General features: G+C 64.2%; 19 protein-coding genes. 12 read left to right on the top strand and 7 right to left on the bottom strand.

The features are described 5' to 3' along the window. Window positions 1-17: 17 nt before the first annotated feature. The gene (locus AUJ55_01565) at window positions 18-1,859 is read right to left on the bottom strand and encodes an NADH dehydrogenase (protein ID OIO60962.1); all 1,842 of its coding nucleotides are present in this window, start codon (window positions 1,857-1,859) and stop codon (window positions 18-20) included. Window positions 1,860-1,944: 85 nt separating this feature from the next. Then, entirely contained in the window at window positions 1,945-2,490 is a 546-nt protein-coding gene (locus AUJ55_01560) for a hypothetical protein (GenBank protein ID OIO60961.1), read from the bottom strand. A 314-nt stretch (window positions 2,491-2,804) separates the two neighbouring features. Here AUJ55_01560 and AUJ55_01555 point away from each other — a divergent pair, with 314 nt between their 5' ends. From AUJ55_01555 to AUJ55_01540, 4 genes are all read left to right on the top strand, one after another. Next, the gene (locus AUJ55_01555; GenBank protein ID OIO60960.1) at window positions 2,805-3,194 is read left to right on the top strand and encodes a hypothetical protein; all 390 of its coding nucleotides are present in this window, start codon (window positions 2,805-2,807) and stop codon (window positions 3,192-3,194) included. A 62-nt stretch (window positions 3,195-3,256) separates the two neighbouring features. After that, complete coding sequence (locus AUJ55_01550) at window positions 3,257-4,507, top strand: adenosylmethionine--8-amino-7-oxononanoate transaminase (protein OIO61017.1); 1,251 nt, start codon at window positions 3,257-3,259, stop codon at window positions 4,505-4,507. Between the two features lie 15 nt (window positions 4,508-4,522). Continuing rightward, entirely contained in the window at window positions 4,523-6,250 is a 1,728-nt protein-coding gene (locus AUJ55_01545; protein OIO60959.1) for a hypothetical protein, read from the top strand. Next, window positions 6,247-6,813: a hypothetical protein gene (locus AUJ55_01540; protein ID OIO60958.1), complete on the top strand. Its 567-nt coding sequence runs from the start codon at window positions 6,247-6,249 to the stop codon at window positions 6,811-6,813. Before AUJ55_01545 ends, AUJ55_01540 begins: the two co-directional genes overlap by 4 nt. A 168-nt stretch (window positions 6,814-6,981) precedes the next feature. On the opposite strand, the gene AUJ55_01535 is transcribed toward AUJ55_01540, so the two are convergent. The 5 genes from AUJ55_01535 to AUJ55_01515 all read right to left on the bottom strand — a co-directional run bounded on the left by AUJ55_01535 (window position 6,982) and on the right by AUJ55_01515 (window position 12,298). Further along, on the bottom strand, window positions 6,982-8,292 hold the full coding sequence (locus AUJ55_01535; GenBank protein OIO60957.1) for a hypothetical protein: 1,311 nt from the start codon (window positions 8,290-8,292) through the stop codon (window positions 6,982-6,984). Next, window positions 8,289-9,167, bottom strand: coding sequence for a hypothetical protein (locus AUJ55_01530; GenBank protein OIO61016.1), 879 nt, complete (start codon window positions 9,165-9,167; stop codon window positions 8,289-8,291). Before AUJ55_01530 ends, AUJ55_01535 begins: the two co-directional genes overlap by 4 nt. A 17-nt stretch (window positions 9,168-9,184) precedes the next feature. After that, a complete protein-coding gene (locus tag AUJ55_01525; protein OIO60956.1) occupies window positions 9,185-10,246 on the bottom strand; it encodes a hypothetical protein in 1,062 nt (353 codons plus the stop codon). 206 nt (window positions 10,247-10,452) lie between these two features. Continuing rightward, window positions 10,453-10,905, bottom strand: coding sequence for a hypothetical protein (locus AUJ55_01520; protein OIO60955.1), 453 nt, complete (start codon window positions 10,903-10,905; stop codon window positions 10,453-10,455). Between the two features lie 46 nt (window positions 10,906-10,951). After that, window positions 10,952-12,298, bottom strand: coding sequence for a hypothetical protein (locus AUJ55_01515; protein OIO60954.1), 1,347 nt, complete (start codon window positions 12,296-12,298; stop codon window positions 10,952-10,954). A gap of 165 nt (window positions 12,299-12,463) precedes the next feature. On the opposite strand from AUJ55_01515, the gene AUJ55_01510 reads away from it, so the two are divergent. The 8 genes from AUJ55_01510 (at window position 12,464) to AUJ55_01475 (ending at window position 19,282) form a co-directional block, all read left to right on the top strand. Further along, complete coding sequence (locus AUJ55_01510) at window positions 12,464-12,985, top strand: hypothetical protein (GenBank protein OIO60953.1); 522 nt, start codon at window positions 12,464-12,466, stop codon at window positions 12,983-12,985. After that, a complete protein-coding gene (locus AUJ55_01505) occupies window positions 12,978-13,916 on the top strand; it encodes an aspartate carbamoyltransferase (GenBank protein OIO60952.1) in 939 nt (312 codons plus the stop codon). Before AUJ55_01510 ends, AUJ55_01505 begins: the two co-directional genes overlap by 8 nt. Before the next feature lie 308 nt (window positions 13,917-14,224). Continuing rightward, window positions 14,225-14,659, top strand: a complete 435-nt coding sequence (locus AUJ55_01500) for a hypothetical protein (GenBank protein ID OIO60951.1) — start codon at window positions 14,225-14,227, stop codon at window positions 14,657-14,659. Next, entirely contained in the window at window positions 14,649-15,371 is a 723-nt protein-coding gene (locus AUJ55_01495; GenBank protein OIO61015.1) for a lipoprotein ABC transporter ATP-binding protein LolD, read from the top strand. The genes AUJ55_01500 and AUJ55_01495 overlap by 11 nt, the downstream gene beginning before the upstream one ends. Then, complete coding sequence (locus AUJ55_01490; GenBank protein OIO60950.1) at window positions 15,368-16,642, top strand: ABC transporter permease; 1,275 nt, start codon at window positions 15,368-15,370, stop codon at window positions 16,640-16,642. Before AUJ55_01495 ends, AUJ55_01490 begins: the two co-directional genes overlap by 4 nt. Window positions 16,643-16,865: 223 nt before the next feature. Then, on the top strand, window positions 16,866-17,612 hold the full coding sequence (locus AUJ55_01485) for an outer membrane lipoprotein-sorting protein (protein OIO60949.1): 747 nt from the start codon (window positions 16,866-16,868) through the stop codon (window positions 17,610-17,612). Continuing rightward, a complete protein-coding gene (locus tag AUJ55_01480) occupies window positions 17,609-18,799 on the top strand; it encodes a hypothetical protein (protein ID OIO60948.1) in 1,191 nt (396 codons plus the stop codon). Before AUJ55_01485 ends, AUJ55_01480 begins: the two co-directional genes overlap by 4 nt. Before the next feature lie 30 nt (window positions 18,800-18,829). Further along, window positions 18,830-19,282 carry a hypothetical protein gene (locus AUJ55_01475; protein OIO60947.1) on the top strand — a complete coding sequence of 151 codons (453 nt, stop codon included), beginning with the start codon at window positions 18,830-18,832 and terminating at the stop codon, window positions 19,280-19,282. The last annotated feature ends 104 nt before the right edge of the window (window positions 19,283-19,386 follow it).

Below are 19,386 nucleotides of genomic sequence, written 5' to 3'. Positions count from 1 at the left end.
CGTGGATTCGATCCGGATTATTCGATCGCCATGAACTTGCAGTCGATGTAGCAGTTGCGGCACATCGTGCACTTGTCCTGATCGATGAAGGCAACCTTCCCCTTCTCCCACTCGATGGCGTTGTCAGGGCAATTGACCGCACAAATCGAGCACGAGGTACACAAATCGGGGATCACCCAAAACTTAAGCAGCTTTGAGCATTGGTGGGCCCGGCAGGTCTTGTCGTGGATGTGCTCTTCGTACTCGTGCCGGAACCAGCGCATGGTCGACAGCACCGGATTGGGCGCCGTCATACCCAAACCGCACTGGGAGGAGGACTTAATCGCCTCGCCCAGGTTTTCCATCAGCTCAAGGTCGCCCTCGCGCCCCTCGCCGTCGGCAATGCGCGTGACGATTTCAAGCATTCGCTTGGTACCGTCGCGGCAGGGGGTGCAGTGGCCGCAAGACTCGTCTTCGGTGAACTTCATGAAGAAGCGGGCGAGCTCAACGACGCAGGTCGATTCGTCGATCACTACCACCCCGCCGGAGCCCATCATCGCCCCTTTTTCGAGCAACGACTCGTAGGTGATGGCCACGTCGGCATGATCGGCGGGGATGATTCCCCCCGAGGGGCCGCCCATTTGGGCACCCTTGAAGGCGCGGGCCTTGTAGGGGACGCCGCCGCCCACCTCTTCGACCACCTCACGCAGGGTGATCCCCATTGGAACCTCGGCCAAGCCGGTGTTCTTCAGGGCGCCGGTCAGCGCGAAAACCTTGGTGCCGGTGTTGCGCTCCACCCCGAAGGAGGCATACCACTCGGCCCCCTTGCGCAGGATCTTGGGGACGTTAGCCCAGGTTTCGACGTTGTTGATGTTGGTCGGTTTGCCCCACAAACCGGAGATCGCCGGATAGGGGGGACGGGGACGGGGGGTGCCACGCTCGCCCTCAATAGAGGCGATCAGGGCGGTTTCCTCGCCGCAGACGAAGGCGCCGGAGCCCTTCTTGATCTTGATGTCGTAGTTGAAGTCGCTGCCCAGGATGTTCTTACCCAAGAAGCCTCGCTCCTTGGCTTGGGCAATCGCCTTTTGCAGCCGTTTGATCGCCAACGGGTACTCGGCGCGGATGTAGATGTACCCCTCGCTGGCACCGATGGCGTAGGCACCGATGGCCATCCCTTCGAGCATGGCATGGGGGTCGCCCTCCAGCACCGAGCGGTCCATAAAGGCGCCCGGATCCCCCTCGTCGGCGTTGGCGATGTTGTATTTCTGGGTCCCCTGGGCGTCGCGGCAAAACTGCCACTTCAAACCGGTGGGGAAGCCCCCGCCCCCGCGACCGCGCAGCCCCGATTTCTTAATCATGTCGACCACATCCTGGGGCGATTGAGCCAGCGCCTTGCGTAGCCCCTGATACCCCTGGCCGACCCGGATGTAATCGTCAATCGATTCGGGATCGATCAGACCGACGTTCTCCAGGACGATCTTGGTCTGCCGTTTGTAGTAAGGGTGTTCGTCGATCAGCTGAATCTTCTCGTAGGGCTTTTGCCCCTCCTCGGCAGGAAACTGCCCGAGGACGCTACGCTTGACCGGCTCCCCCTCTTTGACGTGTTTGTCGAAGATCTGCTTAACCTTCTTGGGGGTCATCTTCTCGTACGACAGCCGAGCCATACCCGGCATCACCACATCCATCAAGGGTTCGCGGGAGCAACAACCAATACATGCTGTGCTTTCGATAACGGCGTCGAGACCCTCCTCCTTGATGAGTCCGGCAACCGTGTCGTAGATCTCCTGGGCGCCGGCGGAGAGTCCGCAGGTGCCCATGCCGATCACGAAGCGAATAGGTCCGGCGGCGTTACCGGCAGCCGTCGTGGGTTCAGTCGTCATGGCGATCTATCCTCCGAGGCACCATCGGTCGATGGGCCCTATGGTAAAAAGGGGGACACCGGGTCGAAGCCGATTGGCTCCAACCTTAAGATGCTGCGGCCTCCGTGGCCTCGCCCTGCGCCGCCACCGCGGCGGCCTCCCGGTCACGAACCTTGTTGATCATGCTCGGCACCTGAGCGGGATTCAGCTCGGCGAACGATTCCTCGTCGACCAACACCAGCGGCGCAAGCCCACAGGCGCCGATGCAAGCGACCTCTTCGTAGGTGAACATCCCGTCGTCGGTGGTGTCCTCCCCGTTGCTCAACCCCACCTCGCGCTGGATGGCCATACCAACGATCTCGGCCCCCTTCACATGGCAGGCGGTACCGACACAAACCCGGACGGTGTATTTACCGCGGGGCTTGAGACGGAAAAAACCGTAGAAGGTGAGCACCCCGAAAATCTGGGACATCGGCACCCGAAGGGTTTTGGCAATCAGGTCGCATGCCTCCTCAGGAACATAGCCGTAATGGGCCTGCACATCTTGAAGCACCCCCATCACGTTGCTTTTGCTGGGGATATAGCGCGTCAAGATTTCCCGGACCTGATTCAGGTCGACTTCGGGGGTCTTATAAATTTGGACCCGTGCCATCGGCAGCGCTCCTGTCGAACGAGTGATCTAGAATGGACGCCAGCCTGCCAAGGAGCAGGCGGCACGGCAAGCCGCGCCCGCAACATTCCCTCTCGAACCGTGGTTCGAGCCGGTTTTCCTTCGGTTGAGGACACCGCAGGAAAGGGCCAAGATACGATCCAGCTCCTAGGGGGATTGTTCCGTCGCTGCTCGGCCAGGTTGGTTGAAGAAATAGCCGAGGTTGACAAGCATACCTTAAGGGACCGACCTGTCCGCAACCCTTTTTCGCCCCGTTTTCCTACAGTTTGATCCCTCTAACTGATGGGTTTTTCTCTATGAATCCTACTGCACGCACCACCCTATTGGGGCTGGCCCTGCTTCTCGGCGGGGCGGGACTTACCGCAAACGCCTGGGGTCAGGGGAGCGATCCCGAGCCCAGCCTCCCCGATCTGTCGGGGCAAAAACCCTCTGCCGTCGAGATGCATGATCTCTCCCCCGACATCGAAGGCAAAGAGACCGAGGTGCGCATCTACAAAGAGAACACCCAAGAGGTCCGGGAGTATCGGGTCAAGGGGACCACCTACATGATCGAGGTGATCCCCAAGAACGGCGCCCCCCCCTTCTTCTTCGTCGACGAAACCGGAGGCGGCACCCTGGCGCCGCGCCATCCGGCCTCGGAGCCCAACCGCATCTCGGTGCCGCAGTGGGTGATCTTCCGTTGGTAAACCCAGCCTTTGAGTCGATTCTTCAGGCTGATCGCAACCACCTCTGGCACCCCTACACCCAGATGCAGGATCGTCCCGATCCCCTGGTGGTAACCGGGGCACAGGGGTGCAGCTTCACCACCAGCGCTGGGCAAACCTTGCTCGACGGTACCGCCTCTTGGTGGGTTGCCGCCCTGGGGCACCGCCACCCCCGTTTGGTGGCGGCGCTAACCCGGCAAGCCGGGGTGTTGCCCCACATCGTCATGGCGGGCAACACCACCCATGGCCCCGCCGCCGAACTGGCCGAACGGCTGATCGACATCGCCCCCGGCAAACTCAACCGGGTCTTCTATTCCGACGACGGCTCCACCGCCGTCGAGGTGGCGCTGAAGATCGCCTTTCAGTTCTTCCAGCAAAACGGCCAGCCGCGGCGCAACCGCTTTGTCGCCTTCACCGGCTCCTTCCACGGCGAAACCATCGGCGCGGTATCGTTGGGTGGGGTGGCGGTGTTCCATCAACGCTTCGCCCCCCTGCTTTTTACCTGCGACCGCCTCCCCTCCCCCGGCGAGCCGGACGGCGACTGGGAGCAGGCGGCCCAAGCGATGGAGCGGCATCTGTCCGAACACGGCGAGCACATCGCGGCGGTGGTGATCGAACCCTTGATTCAAGGGGCGGTGGGAATGTGGGTTCACCCCCCCGAATACCTGCGCCGCCTGCGTGCCGCCTGCGACAAAGCGGGCTGCTTGCTCATCGCCGATGAGGTGTTTGTCGGTTATGGCCGCACCGGCACCTTCTGGGCCTGCGACGGCGCCGGGATCGCCCCCGATCTGCTCACCACCGGCAAGGGGTTCGCAGGTGGGATGCTCCCCATCGCCGCAACCCTGGCCACCGAAGAGGTTTTTGCCGGGTTCCTGGGGAATCACGGCTCGGGCCGTGCCCTCTATTACGGCCACTCCTTCTACGGCAACCCGCTGGGGACCGCCGTCGCCCTTGAAACCTTGAAGGTCTTCGAGGAGGAGCGGGTGATGGCCCATGTGCAAAAGGTGACCGTCCCCACCCTGACCCAAGGGCTGGCCGCCATCGCCCAGCACCCCAAAGCCCACCGTCCTCGCCAAGTGGGGGCGATGATCGCCTTCGATCTCGATCCGCCGGGCACCACCTCTTATTTGGGCGACGCGGGACCGCAGTGGGCTGCCGCCTGCCAACAGATGGGGCTCTATGCCCGCCCCTTGGGCTCGGCCGCCTATCTTGTGCCCCCACTGGTGGCCGACAAGGCGACCTTGACCCGCATGACCTCCATCGCCCTCGATGCGCTCGACGCCATCGAGGGCTAAGACAGAAATAATTTTATGAGCGAATCCTTCGACGTTGTCGTCATTGGTGGCGGCCACGCCGGTGTCGAGGCGGCGGCCGCCTCGGCGCGGCGCGGCGCCCGCACCCTGTTGGTCTCCCTCAACCTCGACACCGTTGGCCAGATGTCCTGCAACCCCGCCATCGGCGGCATCGGCAAGGGGCATTTGGTCGCCGAAATCGACGCTATGGGAGGGGTCATGGCGCGGGCGGCCGACGCTACAGGGCTGCACTTTCGGCGGCTCAACACCCGCAAGGGTCCGGCGGTGCAGGCGACACGAGTGCAAAATGATCGGCGCCGTTATCGCCTGTGGATTCAAGGCTTTTTGGCCGATCACCCCAATCTGAGCCAAATCCAGGACGAAATCGTCGACCTTGAAACCGAGGGGGGGCGCATCGGCGCCGTGATCGGCAGGGTTTTCGGTCGCATCGCCTGCCGCGCCGCCGTGGTCACCTGCGGCACTTTTTTGCGTGGGGTGATCCACATCGGCATCCAAACGATGTCGGGGGGGCGGCTGGGCGACGCCCCGGCCATGGGGCTCACCGCCGCCCTGGAGCGGCTCGGCCACCCCTCCTTTCGTTTGAAAACCGGCACCCCACCCCGCCTCGACCGCGCCACCATCGACTGGAGCCGGGTCGAGGCTCAGCCGGGGGATCAACCCCCGTCGCTGTTGCATTGGGGCTCCTCCGCGCCGGGGCTCCCCCCCATGGATTGCGGCATCACCTGGACCACCCCCGAAACCCACGACATCGTCCGCGCCCACCTGGGAGAATCGGCGGTCTACCGGGGCGCCATCACCGGTACCGGGCCGCGCTACTGCCCCTCAATTGAAGACAAAGTCGTCCGTTTCGCGGGCCGGGAGCGCCACCACGTTTTCCTCGAACCCGAAGGGCACGACAGCTCCGAGATCTACCCCAACGGCATCTCGACCGGACTATCGTTGGCGACCCAGCTTGAGGTGGTACGCTCGATTCCGGCGCTGGAGCAGGTGCGCATCCTGCGCCCCGGCTATGCCATCGAGTACGACGCCGTTGATCCGCGCAAACTCAAGATGACGCTGGCCTCAAGCCAGGTTGGCGGCCTCTTTTTGGCAGGGCAGATCAACGGCACCACCGGCTACGAGGAGGCGGCGGCTCAAGGGTTGGTGGGGGGGACCAACGCGGCAGCCTGGGCACTCGACCTACCGGACTGGCAGCCTGCAGCCGAAAGCAGCTATGCCGGGGTGCTGGTGCGCGACCTTACCCTTCACGGGGTCGACGAGCCCTACCGGGTCTTCACCAGCCGGGCCGAACACCGTCTGAGTCTGCGCGAGGACAACGCCGACCTGCGCCTGACCCCGGTAGGGGTTGCATTAGGGCTGGTCCAAAACGACCAAAAAAAATGGTTTTCCGCCCGGCTGGAACGGCTTGAAAAGGGGGATTTGCGGGACCCTGCAATGACCGGGCGCGACCGACGCACCCTGGAGGCCGAGGCCAAATACGCCGGGTACATCGCCCGCAAACGACGCGAACGCCACCGTATTGCCGCCATGGATGACTTCAGCCTGGAAGGGGTCGATTTCGGGCAGGTGATGGGGCTGTCGATTGAGATGCGCCACCGTCTGAGCCAGGCCGCCCCCGAGACCATGGCCCATGCCCGCCAAGTGCGGGGGGTAACCGTGGCCGCCATCGAGGCGCTCACCCTGCATCTGAACCTGCGCCGTCAGGGACGACTGGAGCGGGAATGACGCCCACCGAACAAGAGGCCTGGTTTGCCGAGGAGCTGCTGCGCTGGAACCAAAAGCTGGCGCTGGTCAGCAAACGTTGGGGGCTGCGGGAGGTTCAAGAGAAGATCCATCAAGCCCATGAGGTACTGCCCCATCTCCCCCCTGGGATATTGATCGACATGGGTTCGGGGCAGGGGTTACCTGCTTTGATCTGGGCGCTACACCGCGAAGGGCAAGTCACCCTGCTCGATCTCAACGCCAAAAAGGTCGCCTTTCTCAAACACGTCATCCGTCAGTTGGGGTTGACCCACGTGCGGGCGCTGCGCGCCAACCTGAATCATCCCCCCGTCGAATTGCTTGGCAGCGCCGCCGCCGTCACCGCCCAGGCGGTCGACACCCTGGCCCAACTCGATGCCTGGGCCCAACCGCTGTTGCAACCTGGGGGGGTGTTGATTGCGTTGAAGGCCAAAGGAGGACGGTTGAACGAGGAGATGGCGGAACGGGAAGCGGCGGGGCGGAACCCTGAGTGGATCGAACGGGCAGAGGGTCGGGGCTTGGTTCGCCTGATCGGCCCCATTCGCTGACGGCTAGGAGTCTGTCGGACTTGAGATCGTCCTACTGCGCCGGCGGGTAATCGGTCCAAATTCCCCCGGTTTTTCGTCACATAGCCACCACTATGATCCTCAAAACCGTGAAAATTTGGCCTCGATTCCCCACTCGGCTCGCTACGTACGCTCAAGCCCGACAGGCTCCTAGGCCTCTTTTCCGATCTGTAGCTCCAACGCCACCCGATTGCGCCCCGTCTCTTTGGCCCGAAAAAGCTGTTGATCGGCCCGGCGCAGTAGATCGTCGAGCCCCTCTTCGACGCCAAAGGCGATGCCGATCGAGGTCGTAAACCGCACCGCCTTACCCCCCAGGATCCGCACCTGACGGGCGGTCTCCTCCCGCAGTTGTTCCAGCCGCTGCCTGACACGGTCTCGCTCCCAACCGGGCAGTAGCAGTCCGAATTCCTCCCCCCCCAGACGCGCCACCACCGCCCCCTCCTCCTCAAGGGGGCGCAGCAGATCGGCGAAAACCTTGAGCACCACGTCGCCCGCCTCGTGGCCGTATAGGTCGTTGATCGCCTTAAAATGGTCGAGATCGAGCAGGGCGGCGGCGATGGGGGTGATCCCGCTTGCGAGCACTTCACTGGCGCGGGCGAAAAAATGGCGCCGGTTCGAAAGATTGGTCAGGTAGTCGCGATTGGCCGCCTCTTTAATGGCCGCCACATACTCGATGGTTTCGACCACCTGGGAGACCCGGCAATAGAACTCCTCGTTGCGGAACGGCTTGGGGATGTAGTCGCTGGCCCCCAACTTGAGAAAGTCGGTATTAAGGTGCCGACTCTCGTCCCCCGAAATACCGATGACCGCCAGCTCCTCACGAGGGTGGCGCTCGCGAATGCGGGCCAGCAACTCGATACCATCCATGCTGGGCATCAGGTAGTCGGTCACCACCAGCTTGATATCAGGGTGGGCTGCCAGTTGTTCCAGCGCCTCCAGACCATTGCCCGCCTCGACCACTTGGTAACAGTGGTTGATGAGCAGCTCGCCGATGATCTCGCGCATGAAGGGGGCGTCGTCGACCACCAGCACCTTGATGAAGCGGTTGCGCGACAGTCGCCCCAGCAACCAGACCAGGTAGGTCAGGCTCGCCTCGCCGCTTTTGAGGACGTAATCGAGTGCCTCGGCCCCCAGAATCGCCTTACGGGTTTTTTCGTCGTCCACCCCTGTAAAGGCGATGACCGGCACATCGAGGGCATTGAGCGCCTCGATCACCTCGACCCCTTCACCGTCGGGCAACGCCAAAGAGGCCAGGGCGACGAAGAAGGGGGTTTCGCTCAAGCCCACCGCCTCGGCCGCCTCGTCCAGGGTGAAGGCCTGCACCACCTCGAACCCGAGCTCCTGTTCGATGCGACCGCGAACCAATCCCGCCAGGGCGTGGCTCGACTCCAGGAGCAAAATCCGGGGGGGGGGACCCGGGGGATGGCCGAGCAGGGAGGCCAGGGCGAGGGAGCCACTCATGGCCGCTCCTTGGGCTCTTCCCAGGCTTCGCGCAAGCCCCGCGCCTCCCAGGCCGAGAAGACCGGCCCGTCGGTGCAGGTGTAGCGATAGCCGATGGCGCAGTGGCCGCACTGGCCGATGCCACACACCATGCGGCGCTCCAGGGTGACGAAGATCCGCTGCGGCCACACTTTGAGCGCTTGCAGGCGTTGCAGCACCGGGGGGTACATCACCGGAGGGCCGCAGACCGCCACAGCGGTGCGCTCGGGCTGCCAGTCCCACGCCTCGATGGCGTCAAGTACCCCCCCAGAATTGAAATCGCCCGGCAGGTTTTCATCGGCGCGCAGGTCGAGACTCAAGGTTTCGGCATCCCGCGCCGCCCGCCATTGATCCCCATAGAGCAGTTGCCCCCCCTCGCGCATGCCGTAGATCAGGTGTTGCCGCCCGTATGATGCGGGATCGCCCAAAGTGTGTTCGATCAACCCGCGCAGCGGGGCAATTCCCAACCCCCCGGCGACGAAGACCAGATCGAGTCCCGCCATCTTGGCCACCGGATAGGGGCGACCAAAAGGGCCGCGCAGCCCGACCCGCGCCCCGACCGGAAGCTCGAACAGACGGCGGGTGACCCGTCCAACCCGGCGGATGGTGGTTTGCACCCCCGGCGCACCACGACGGGGAGCGGCGCAGATGGTGAACGGGGCCTCACCGGCAGGGGGAACCGAGAGCATCAAGAACTGCCCCGGCTCGTGGTTGCGCCCATCGGGGCAAGGGAAACCCGGCTCTTCGGGGGCGAAGGTGAACATCGCCTGATCGGGCCCCATGTCGATCCGCTCGACCAAACGAGCCGGATAGGGAAACAGAGGATCGGGCGCCTGGACCTTGGGGGAAGCGGGCATTTCGGAGCCAAAGCGGATCATGGGTTCACTCCGCAACTGGACCGCACCTTGGCAAAGACGTCGACGATGTTGATCCCCGCCATGCAGGCGTCGATGCAGCGACCGCAGCCCACACACGAGGGCATGCCGAATTCCTGCACGTAGCCGTGCTCCTTGTGGTAGTAGCGGTTTTTCACCCGATCGGCCCGCTCGGGACGCAGGTGGTGATCCCCCGCCACCCGGTCGAAATCGCGCAGCAGGCAGGAGTCCCACTCCCGGCAACGCTCCCCCGAATCGTCGAGATTGAGCTGCTCAGTGAAGCGGTAACAGGTGCAGGTGGGGCAGACGAAGGTGCAAGCGGCGCAGGCGAAACAGGCGGCGCCGAGCGCCTCCCAGGCGGGGGTGTCGCAGGCCATGTCAAGCACCTGGGGCAGGGTTTTGGTGTCGACCTCCAGGGTGAACATCCCCAACCGCCGTTCGAGCAGCGCCAGATAGTCGGTTTTGTCGGCCTCGTCGATCGGCTCGAAGAGCTCCCGCGCCAGGTGGATCAGGTCGTGTCCCTGCTCGGTGCGGATGCGCACGAAGAAGCGGTCGCCCAGATCCCACAAAAACAGGTCGTAACCGTCGTCGATCTGATCGGTCCCCTGACTGCGGCAAAAGCACCGTTCGTCGGGCAAGCAGCCCAGGCCGATCAAGAGCGCCTCACTGCGGCGGGCGTGGTAGGTGCGGTCGGGGTAGGAGCGGGTGAAAAAGGCGTCGGTCACCGCCAGACCGTGCAGGTCGCAGGGGTGCAGACCAAAGATCACCTGGGGCTGTTTCGGGGGGGCGATGGGCTCGAATTGCCCTTCGCGGTCGAACCGGTAGAGCGGCTCTTTTGGGGGGAAGAAATACTGTTTGGGGGGCAGTTGAGTGCGCAGGTATTCCAGTGCCAGTGCCCCGACCCCGGTTTCGCTCATGGGGGCAAATCGGTAGAGGGGACGGGCCTCGGGCAAGGCTCCGGCGGGAGCGGGCACACGTACCGGAATGATGACCGGAACCTGCCGCTCAACCGCCTCCAACCAACCCGCAAGCCGGGCTTTGGGCAAGCGGAGAAATTCCACGATGGGAGCTCCTTACAACGGTTGAATGTCTGTCAGGGCTAAGGGCATATCTAGGGAAACACTGAAAAAAGGCTCCGGGCCTTTTTTCAAGTGGCGTTTCGCAAAAAACGTGGTTTTTGCTTCGCTTGCAAAATCAGTCGCTGACGTTCCTGATTTTGGCGGCCCATCCCGGGCTGCTCGGAAGCGCCGCTTGAATCAGCGCTTCCCTAGAACCTGCTGCCCCAGGCCGACCATACCTCATCGGCCAACGCCTGAGCCGCCTGACGTTGCCCCTGCCGAACTCGGGCGTCGTCGACGGTGGGATCGCCGGTCATCGCAACCGGCAGCCGCACTTCGACCCGTGCGATGGGCTGGCGCACGTCGGGCTTGGGATACCACACCCCCTTGGCCGCCACCACCACCTCCCCCTCGGTCACCACCCCGCGCAGGTCCCGCGACAGGGCGACGATCCAGGGTTTCTCGACCTCGATCCACAGCCGGGGGATGTCGCCGTTGCGGTCGACCACCTCGACCCCCTGGGTTTGCAGGTGACGGGCCAGGGCACCGCGCAGGTCTCCCTCCCCCTGCACCTCGACCACCACCCTTGAGATCCCGGTCAGATCGGGGCCTCCCGAACCGATCATCGTGTAGCCGCAGCCCGTCAGCAGCAGGGGCAGCAATGCCGCCCCCCATTGGAGCCAACGCCGTCGTTTTACCCATCGAGGCTCACCCCCCCGCCTCGATGGCGCCGCGAATCTCGGCCAACTTCTCATCGATCAGCCCCTTGTCGAAGGTTTCGACGTTCAGCCGCAGCAGCGGCTCGGTGTTGGACTTACGGATGTTGGCCCATCCCCACTCAAAAGTCAGGGTTAATCCATCGAGGTGGTCGGTCTTGGCCTCGGCGTAGCGCTTTTCGAGGTTGGCCAGCACCGCGTCGGGGTCGCCGACCCGGAAGTTGATCTCGCCGCTCTGGGCGTATTTGCGTAGCGGGGCAATCCGGGCCGAGATCGGCGCGTCGCTGCGCCCCAACAGACTCAAGACGTAGAGCATGGCATAGAGGCCCGAGTCGGTGGTGAAGTTGTCGGCGAAGTAGTAGTGGCCCGAAAGCTCGCCCGCGAAGGTCGCCCCATCCTGCCGCATCTGCGCCTTGATGTAGGCGTGGCCGACCCGGCAGCGGATCGCCTTGCCCCCCGCCGCCTCGACCACCTCGGGGACCACCCGAGAAGAGCGCAGATCGTAGAGGATGGTGGCGCCGGGATGGCGGCGCAGCACCTCCTCGGCGATCAAGGCGGTGAGCAGATCGGAGGGGATGATCTGCCCGTGCTCGTCGACGAAGGCGCAGCGGTCGGCGTCGCCGTCGAAGGCGATGCCGAAGTCGCACCCCACCTCTTTTACCTTGGCCTGCAAGTCGCGCAGGGTTTCAAGGTCAAGGGGATTGGCCTCGTGGTTGGGGAAGTTGCCGTCGGGCTCCCAGTACATCGCGATGGGGTCGAACTGGGGCAGCCGCTCGAACAAAGCGGGCAGAAAATGCCCCGCGATGCCGTTGCCGCCGTCGATGGCCATCTTAAAGGGGGGGGTCGCTTCCGAGAGAACCGCCAAGTTGTGGTCGAGGAAGGGGGTGAAGACGTCGGCTTGCGTGACGGTGCCGGGGCGCTCCACCGCACGGGGGGCGGCCCCAGCGGCCAGTTCGGCAACCCTCGCCTCGATCTTGTCGATGCCGGTCTCGTAGCTCATCGGTTTGGCGTCGCGCAGCGAAATCTTGAAGCCGTTGTACTGACCGGGGTTGTGGGAGGCGGTGATCGAAACCGAGGCCTCACCCTTCAAATGCACATTGGCGAAGTAATTCATCGGGGTCGCCCCCATGCCGCAGTCGATCACATCGACCCCGGCCTGGGTGATTCCGGCAATCAGCGCCTGCGACATACCGGGGCTGGAATCGCGCATGTCGCGGGTGACCACCACCGGTCCCTGGCCGAGCAGCTCCCCCAGCGCGATGCCGATCCGCTGGGCGGTATCGGTGTCGAGCTGGCTAGGGACGATCCCCCGGATGTCGTACGCTTTGAAGATTCCCATTACAGATGCCCTCCGGCAGAATTTGAAAGCTGCGACAAGCAGCGTAAGAAAGCGCTTCGATTTCGTTGCGGCGATGATACGACAACACCATACGTTCTATCCGGTAATCCTTCCAAAGCGCCTCGTTTCTGTCCAAACGAGGACGTTTCCTGCCCTGGATTTTTCATGCAAACCACCCAAATCCTTCTGAGTGCCGAAGAGGTTGCCGAGGGGATCGACCGTCTGGCCGAGGCGATCCTCGACCGGCGCATGGCCGCAGGGGCGGTCATGGTTGGCATCCCCTCTGGGGGCGACCTGCTCGCCGAGGCGCTGGCGGCCAAAACCGGCATCGACGAAGTCGGGATGATCGACATTACCTTCTACCGCGACGACCTTTCACGCATCGGCCACCACCCGTTGGTGCACGAGACGATCCTGCCCGACATCAACGACCGCACCGTGATTCTAGTCGACGAGGTGATTCGCAGCGGACGGACGATCCGTTCGGCGATGGAGGCGCTGTTCGAATTCGGTCGCCCTGCCCGCATCATCCTGGCGGTGTTGATCGACCGGGGGGAACGGGAGCTGCCGATCCAACCTGACCTCACCGCCTACCCCCTCGACATTCCCACCCATTGGCTGGTCAAGCTGGTCGCCCGCGACGACGGGCAGATGATCGTGACCCGCAAGGAGGTTCTCCATGGCTGAGTCGCTCGCCTTCCATCAGCGCCATCTCATCACCATGGAGGGCTTAAGCCGCGACGAGATCGAGGCAATCCTCGCGGTGGCCCGCTCCTTCCGGGAGCTCAACGAGCGCGACATCAAAAAAAGCCCCTCGCTGCGCGGTCGCACCGTCATCAACCTGTTTTTCGAAAACTCGACCCGGACCCGTTCCAGCTTTGAGATCGCCGGCAAGCGACTTTCGGCCGACGTCATCAACATCTCGGCCTCCGGCTCATCGACCACCAAGGGTGAAACCCTGCTCGACACGGCGGCCAACCTGCAGGCGATGGTCCCCGACGTGGTGGTGGTGCGGCATGCTCAGGGGGGGGCCTGCGAATTCCTCACCCGCCATCTGGAATGCAGCATCGTCAACGCGGGCGACGGACGGCACGAGCACCCGACCCAGGCGCTGCTCGACCTGCTGACCATGCACGACCACATCGGCGATTGGGCAGACAAAACGATTGCCATCGTCGGCGACGTCACCCACTCCCGGGTCGCCCGCTCCAATTTGATCGCCCTCAAAACCCTGGGGGCCCACACCCGCGTCGTCGCCCCCCCCACCCTGCTGCCCCGCGACGTACAGAACTACGGGTGCGAGGTCCATTACGACCTGGAACGGGGGATTGCCGGGGCCGACGTGGTGATGGTGCTACGGCTGCAACGCGAGCGGATGCAAGGCAGTTTCATCCCCTCGATCAACGAGTATTTCAACATGTACGGGATCAACCGCGACCGCCTGCACCGCATGGCCCCCGGCGCCCTGGTGATGCACCCCGGCCCGATCAACCGCGGGGTGGAGCTGGCCTCCGACGCCGCCGACGGCCCAGAATCGCTGGTGCTCGAACAGGTGAAAAACGGGGTGGCGGTGCGGATGGCGGTGTTGCATCTGTTGGGGCAGGGGACGGGTATTTGATGGCCGGTTGAATCTAGGGAAACGCTGATTGAAGGCCTCCTGCCTTGAAGCGGCACGCTGCGCAAAAACCAAAAGCAGAGCTTCGGCGACTTAGGTCGCCTCCTACTGACGTTCCTGATTTTGGCGGCCCATCCGTGGACCGCTCGGAAGCGCTATTCAATCAGCGCTTCCCTAGGCCTTATAGGTCTCATACGTCCGATAAGACCTAGATCGGCAGTTCGTCGGCCCTATCTCCCACCCATCGCACACGTCTCGTCTCCTCTCCGCCCCCGCCTTTAGATTCCCTCCATCGTCCAACCTCGGAGGGAATTGCCGTGAACCGACCGCTGCTGATCGCCGCCCTATCGACCCCCTTGCTGTTCGCCCCCCCGGCGACCCATGCCGCCGACCTCACCCTCGACTTTCAAGGCAAAGGGCTCAAGGGGAGCCGCATCCTGCTGGCGCTCTACGCCACCCCCGACACCTTCATGAACGTTGAGCGGGCCGTGGCCAAGCGCCTCATTCCGGCTGAAGGCAACGCAGCGACCGTTACTCTGCAAAATCTGACGCCGGGTCGTTATGCGGTCTCCAGTTTTGCCGACATCAACGGCAACCAAACCCTCGACACCGGCCTGCTCGGCATCCCCACCGAACCCTACGGCTTCAGTCGCGATGCTCGGGGCCGCTTTGGCCCCCCCGATTTTGAGGCCGCCGTTTTCGATCTGCCCCCCCAGGGGGCAATTCAGACCATCCATTTGCGTTGAAAGGAGGCGGTCCGTGAGCCATCAGCCCCTGGTACGACTCAAAAACCTCCACCGCACCTTCATGTTGGGACAAACCCCGGTGCAAGCGCTGCGCGGGGTCGATTTAACGATTCACGCCGGGGAATTCCTGGCGGTCTGGGGCCCCTCGGGCAGCGGCAAATCGACCCTGATGAACATGGTCGGCCTGATCGACGCCCCCACTTCGGGCAAGGTCGAGATCGACGGCCACGACGTGCACACCTTAAGCGACGACGCCATCACCACCTTTCGGGGGCAGCACATCGGCTTTGTCTTCCAGAGCTTCAACCTGGTGCCGGTCCTCTCGGCGCTGGAGAACGTCATGCTCCCCTTGCAGATTCAGGGGGTCGACAAGGTTGCGGCTCGGCAGCGGGCGCAGGGAGCGCTCGGCGATGTGGGTTTGGCCGACCATGCCCCGGCCCGACCCGACAAACTCAGCGGCGGACAGCGGCAGCGGGTTGCCATCGCCCGCGCCCTGGTGGTTGGTCCCAAGCTGGTGATCGCCGACGAGCCGACCGCCAACCTCGATTCGGGCAACAGCGCCATGGTGGTCGAGCTGATGCACGACCTGAACCGCCGCCTCGGGGTGACCTTTCTTTTCACCACCCACGATCCCCGGTTGCTGGAGCACGTCGACCGCAAAGTGCACCTGCGCGATGGGTTGATCGAGACCGACGAAAGGGGGGCCGTATGAACATGCTCCCACTCGCCCTGCGCGGCCTGACCCGCAACCGCCGCCGCAGCCTGACCACCCTGAGCGCCATCGCGGTCGGCTTTGCCGCCGTCACCCTGTTTGCCGGCTACATCCACAACATCTTCGGTGGGCTGGCGGCTCAGTCGATCCATGGCGAGCTGCTCGGCCACCTGACCCTCAGCCTGCGGGGGCTCGACAAAGAGGGGCGGTTCGATCCCGAGCGGTACCTGCTGCACGAGGACGACATCGCCAAGATCGAGGCACTGCTCGAAGCAGACCCCCAGGTCACCCTGGTCACCCCCCGGCTGGCCCTGAGCGGCATCGCCGCCAACGGCCGGGTGAGCACCATCTTCATCGCCGAGGGGATCGATCCCGACGACGGCTGGCGGATTCAGGCCCCGGCGGCGGCGCTGCGCGATTCCCTGGGGCTTGAGGACAGTGGGATTCCTGAGCAACTGGCGGTCGAGGGGCTCGATGCGGCCAGGCCCGATGGGGTGACCCTGGGGCGCGATCTGGCCGGATTGCTCGATTTGAAACGCGGCGACATCGGGGTGGTGCTGGTCAACACGGTGGGGGGGCAGGCCAACGCCCTCGATTTCAGCGTGGGGGGGATCTTCGACACCGGCAACGCCGGGACCAACGACAAGATGATGTTCATGCCCATCGAGCTGGCCCGGACCCTCTACGACCTGCCCGGCGGCGCCGACCGACTGACCGTACTGCTCGACGATGTGAAGCACACCGCCCAGGCGCGGGATCGCATTGAAAAGGTGCTGAACGGGGCGGGATTCGACGTCGAGGTGAAAACCTGGCAGACGCTCTCGGCCTTCTATCGGCAGGTGAAGGGGATGTTCGAGATGATCTTCGGCTTCATCGCCCTGATCGTGCTGACAGTGGTGGTGATGAGCACCGCCAGCGCCATGGGGATGACGGTGGTCGAGCGCACCCGGGAGATCGGCACCCTGCGGGCCATCGGTTTGAAGCGGGGCAAGGTGGTGCGGTTGTTCGTGCTCGAATCGTTTTTGCTCACCCTGCTGGGGTGCGCGACCGGGCTGCTGCTGGCTTACCTAACCCGCTATGGGGTCAACGCCGCCCACATCAGCTACATCCCCCCCAACGCCACCGCCCCGGTGCCACTGCGGGTCGACTTCGACGCCGCCCGCGCCTGGTGGACCCTGGCGTTGATGTTGGTGGTGGGCAGCGCGGCGGCGTGGTTGCCGGCGCGGCGGGCCGCCCGACAACCGATCATCGAGGCACTGGGCCATGTTTAAGTCATTTGTTGGAGCGCCGTCCTCGGCGCGGTTGCTTGTTGCCGTTGGAGCGGCGTCCTCGGCGCGATTGCTTGTTGCCGTTGGAGCGCCGTCCTCGGCGACATCAAATCAACTTGTGGGAGCGGCGTCCTCGCCGCGATTCATTGTTCCGCCCTCGGCGTGCTTGAGCCTCCCCCTCACCCCAACTCTCTCCACCTACGGAGGCAAGGGGATCTGGAGGGGGTTGATCCAGGCCCTGGTTCTGTTGATCGCCTTGATTACTACCGCTCCCGCCCAAGCCGAGCCGGGCACCGCCACCCCCGACCCCCACGACATCCTGATCCACTCCGACCGGGCCCGCGGCGGCGGCCTGCCGGGGATCGAATGGGAGATCCAACTGCAAGCCCGCGAGCACGGGCGCGACCTGGAGCCACAGCGGCTTCTGGTACAGGCCAACTCAGAGGCCAGCGTGGCGCAAACCCTGGAGCCGGTCCGTTTCAAGGGCAGCCGCCTGCTGCAAATCGGACGCAACATGTGGCTGACCAAACCGGGTTTGAGCAAGCCGATCCCGATCTCCCCCCGGCAACGGCTCAGCGGACAGGCGGCCAACGGCGACATCGCCGCCACCGACTACGCGGGAGACTACGACGCGGTGCTGGTGGGACAAGAAGAGGTCAATGGCACCCCCTGCTGGATCCTCGACCTGACCGCCAAGGGGGTAAACACCACCTACGCGAAGATTCGCTATTGGGTCGATCGAACCCGCTTGGTCGGGGTAAAGGCCGAGTTCTTCGCCCTGGGGGGCAAGCCGCTCAAAAGCGCGGTGTTCGAGTACCACAACGCCATCGCATTCGAGGGGGAGCACATCCCCTTCGTCAGCCGCATGACCATCACCGACGCGCTGTCCGACGACGTTACCGTCATGGCCTACGGGGCGGTTACCGTGAAAGAGATTCCCCCCAGTATTTTTGATCTGGGACGCATGCGATGAGCAGGGGGCTTGCCCTGGCTGTATGTCTGGCCGCCACCCCCGTCTGGGGCGACGCCCTATGGCATGACGGAGATGCGACCCTTTATGGCTACGGCCAATCGCTGGGGGTCCGCAGCGACAGCCCCCTCAACCCCGGCAATCAATTCGCCCAAATCCCCGCCACCACCTGGACCGGCGAAGCAAGGCTGAACCTGGGGGCGGGGGTCGGCGACTGGTCGCTCCACCTGCGCCCCATCGCCCGCATCGACCACCGCAGTGCGGGGGATTTGATCCGCCGAGAGGGGTATCTGAGCCAAGCCGAACTGCGCTGGCAGATCAGCGACGCCGTCGGCATCAGCGGTGGGCGGGATCTGCTCACCTGGGGCCCGGCCCAGTTTCGCTCCCCCTCCAACCCCTTCTACTTCGATGCCGGACGCTCCGATCCGATGCGCGAGCTCTCGGGGCTCGACGATGTGAAGGCGACCTGGAGCCCCGACTTCCGCGCCCAGGTACTGCTCGCCCGCATCGTCGGTTCGGGCCACTTCGAGCCCATCGACCGGCAAAACAGCTGGCTGCTCAAGGGGGAATACCGGGCGGACGACTGGACGGTGGGGTGGGTCGCCGCCCGGCGCGACCGCCACCCGGCGTTTTGGGGCGGCTACGGGCAAATCACCGTCTCGGATGCGGTACTGCTCTACGCCGAATTCGGCTCCGGCGCCCGGCAACAGGCGCTGCAAAGCCCCGACAACCCCTTGCTGCCGTTTTCGGTCGCCACCGACGCCCCGCGCCGCAGCGATTGGTTGATCGGGGGGAGTTACTCTTTCCTCTCGGGGGAGACACTGACACTGGAGTGGCTGCACCAGGGCAGCGGGTTTTCCGCCAGTGCGTACCGCGCCTTTTTTGCGCGCCTACACAACCAGAACCCCTCCGCCCCTCTGGCGCTGGCCCACCTACCGGGGTTACTCGGGCGCGATTACCTGCACCTGGTCGCCCAATCGGCGCCTGGGGACGACGACCTCTACTGGCGGGCGATGGGGAGCGTGGATGCAACCCACGGCGGCGGCGCAGCGACCCTGTATTTGGATGAGAACCTCGACGGCCGCTGGGGGGTGTTTGGGCTGGGGCAACTGCCGCTGGGGGGGGGCGATTCGGAATTCAAGCTTCTGTACGACCGGCTGCTGTTGGCGGGGATGAAACTGGCGTTGTAACGATAGGAGTGCGTGATGAAACCAGTATTTATGGCGGTATTGCTGCTGTTCGTGGCGGGGGTCGCCCAGGCCGACGACGCCCTATTGGTTCGCCCTCAGGCGGGGATCGGGGTCTTCGAGGGGGGGAGTCAAAACGGCAAGATGGTTCGCCATGCCGGAATTCGGATCCTGGGCCAAGCGGGGGGCGCCAAGCGCTACGGACTGGAGCTGACCCGTCTGACCCCCGAACGCGGCCCCAGCTTCACCGCCTTCGGGATCGTTTTGGAGCAGCGGCTCTGGGGCTGGTTCAACATGTCGATCGGCACCATCGGCTACATCGGCGCCGGAGGGGGTCGGCAGCGCCCCTTTGGGCTGGTCACCAACCTGGGGTGGGAGCCGGAGGATTGGGAGGGGATCAAACCCTTCGTCACCCTGCGCAGCGAAACCATCGGCACCGACCCGGTCGGCCGGGTCCACAGCTTGAGCGTGGGGATGGGGCTTTAGGTGGGCTAGGAGCCTGTCGGGCTTGAGCGTCCGTAGCGAGCCGAGTGGGGAATCGAGGCCAAATTTTCACGGTTTTGAGGATCATAGTGGTGGCTATGTGACGA

The sequence above is a fragment of the Proteobacteria bacterium CG1_02_64_396 genome (genome assembly GCA_001872725.1).
Lineage (GTDB): Bacteria > Pseudomonadota > MNWR01 > CG1-02-64-396 > CG1-02-64-396 > CG1-02-64-396.
The sequence above is the reverse complement of the archived record's forward strand: the minus strand, read 5'-3'. Positions and strand labels throughout refer to the sequence as shown.